General features: G+C 61.5%; 3 protein-coding genes. 1 reads left to right on the forward strand and 2 read right to left on the reverse strand.

Annotation, left to right across the window (positions count from 1 at the left end):
- Window positions 1-48 precede the first annotated feature (48 nt).
- Together AWB94_RS30210 and AWB94_RS36375 are read right to left on the reverse strand one after the other, a co-directional pair.
- Window positions 49-924, reverse strand: a complete 876-nt coding sequence (locus AWB94_RS30210; RefSeq protein ID WP_085122565.1) for a phage antirepressor KilAC domain-containing protein — start codon at window positions 922-924, stop codon at window positions 49-51.
- Window positions 921-1,172, reverse strand: a complete 252-nt coding sequence (locus AWB94_RS36375) for a helix-turn-helix domain-containing protein (protein ID WP_133058228.1) — start codon at window positions 1,170-1,172, stop codon at window positions 921-923. Before AWB94_RS36375 ends, AWB94_RS30210 begins: the two co-directional genes overlap by 4 nt.
- A gap of 156 nt (window positions 1,173-1,328) precedes the next feature.
- Here AWB94_RS36375 and AWB94_RS30220 point away from each other — a divergent pair.
- Window positions 1,329-1,646: helix-turn-helix domain-containing protein (locus AWB94_RS30220; RefSeq protein ID WP_165766697.1), on the forward strand; the 318-nt coding region annotated here is incomplete at its 3' end.

Raw genomic sequence — 1,646 nt, forward strand, 5'->3', positions numbered from 1 at the left:
GCGCAGCGCCGAGCGCCAGCGGCAGACCGAAAGTGTTGATGGCCGCGGTCATGACGCACTGACCAACGACAGTTGGCCGGGGGTACCACCGAGCAGCTTGCGCAGCTCGGCGAGACCCTTCGCGGTAATCAGGATGGTCGGGTCGCCAGTGCGGTACTCACCACTGGGCTTGTGGAAGTACTCGCCCCCTGGGCGATGCTTCAGCCGGCCGAGGTCGACCTGGTCCTGGTAGGCCTTCCAGCAGTTGTGCCGGCCGCGGAAGATCCAGTCCTGGTCGTGCATGAACTCAAACAGGCGGTTACGGCCGATCTCGATATTCGGGTCACGCGACAGGATCTTCGCTGCGTCCGCCACCTCGTAGTCAGCGCCCAGCTCATGCAGGCGATCCCAGGCCACCGCGGACGGTTCCAGTTCGGCGGCGCGCGCCTCAGCCGAAGCGGCGCGGTCTTCGGCCTCCACCACCCATTGCGCAAGTTCACGCTTCGAGGGGAGCTGCTGCGGGGCTGCGGGGTAGCGCGAATAGGTACCGCTCTTGCGAATCGCAGGCAGGACGTCCTTGGTCACCCAGCGACGGAAGTCCTTCGCCTCATCCTTGGTGCTCTGGAATATCAGTGAGTACAGGCCCGACTCGTTGACCACGGTCATCATTTGGACCTGCGGGGCCATACCCTTGAATAACTGCGGGGTATCTGACCTGCGCAAACCTTGCTTGTCGTCTGCGTCCACCATCTTCATTGCCGAAGTGGTGTCGCGGAGGGAGAGCATCCGGCATGCATCTGCAGCGACGAACCACGGTTCGTTGTCGAGGAGAACGGCGCGCAGCGCGACGCCGCGATGGTGGAAAAGCTGCATTGCCAGCTCGGCACCAATCCCCAGGGCGCTGAAGGTGCCTGCCGGAGCTCCAGGATCAGGGATTCGGCTCATGCGCTGGCCTTTGTGCCAAGAAGGGTTACGAGGTCAGTGCCGAGCACCTGGGCGATGCGATATAGCTCCCCGACCGTGAAATCTGACTCGCCAAGCAGTCGGCGGGACAGCGTTGAGCTGGAAATACCGGTCCGGTCCGCGAGGGCCATTTGGGAGAGCCGGCGTCGTGCCATGTAGGCACGCACTTCCTCGGCGATTGCGGCTCGTACCACGTCCGGCACTGCCCCACTCAAGGGTTCTGCACTCACAGATAGAGACTGTTACCTACATGTGGGTAGTTGTCAAGCAACACGCTGCCCACATGTGGGTAAACGTGCTAACTTGCGAGTGTTAATTGGCACACGTGCGGGATCTTCACCCATATGAGGGTTGCGTTAACTCATACACGGGTTACAGTGTTGCCTATGAGCAACGTGATCGAATTGTCCGATAGGACGTCTGTGCGCGCTCGTGTAGCCGCGGAAGTCCGAGCGGAGATCGCCCGCGCAGGCGCAAGCCAATTGGCCGTGGCCAAGGCCACCGGCATTTCACAGTCCACGCTGAATCGGAAATTGAATCCGAAGGCTGCCCGCGATGCGCTCGACATTGATGAACTCGACCGTATTGCACAGGTCCTCGCGGTGCCGATTTCGAAGTTCTTTGCAACCGCCGATGATGATCGCGGGCCGACTGGTGGAGCACAGAGCCGCCTGGGGGAATCGAACCCCCGACCTTCTCATTAC

This window comes from Mycolicibacterium canariasense (genome assembly GCF_002101555.1).
GTDB classification, from domain to species: domain Bacteria; phylum Actinomycetota; class Actinomycetes; order Mycobacteriales; family Mycobacteriaceae; genus Mycobacterium; species Mycobacterium canariasense.

Bases quoted from the DNA above. Each gene is read 5' to 3' on its own strand.
- AWB94_RS30210 (WP_085122565.1), bottom strand. From the start codon at position 924: ATGAGCCGAATCCCTGATCCTGGAGCTCCGGCAGGCACCTTCAGCGCC.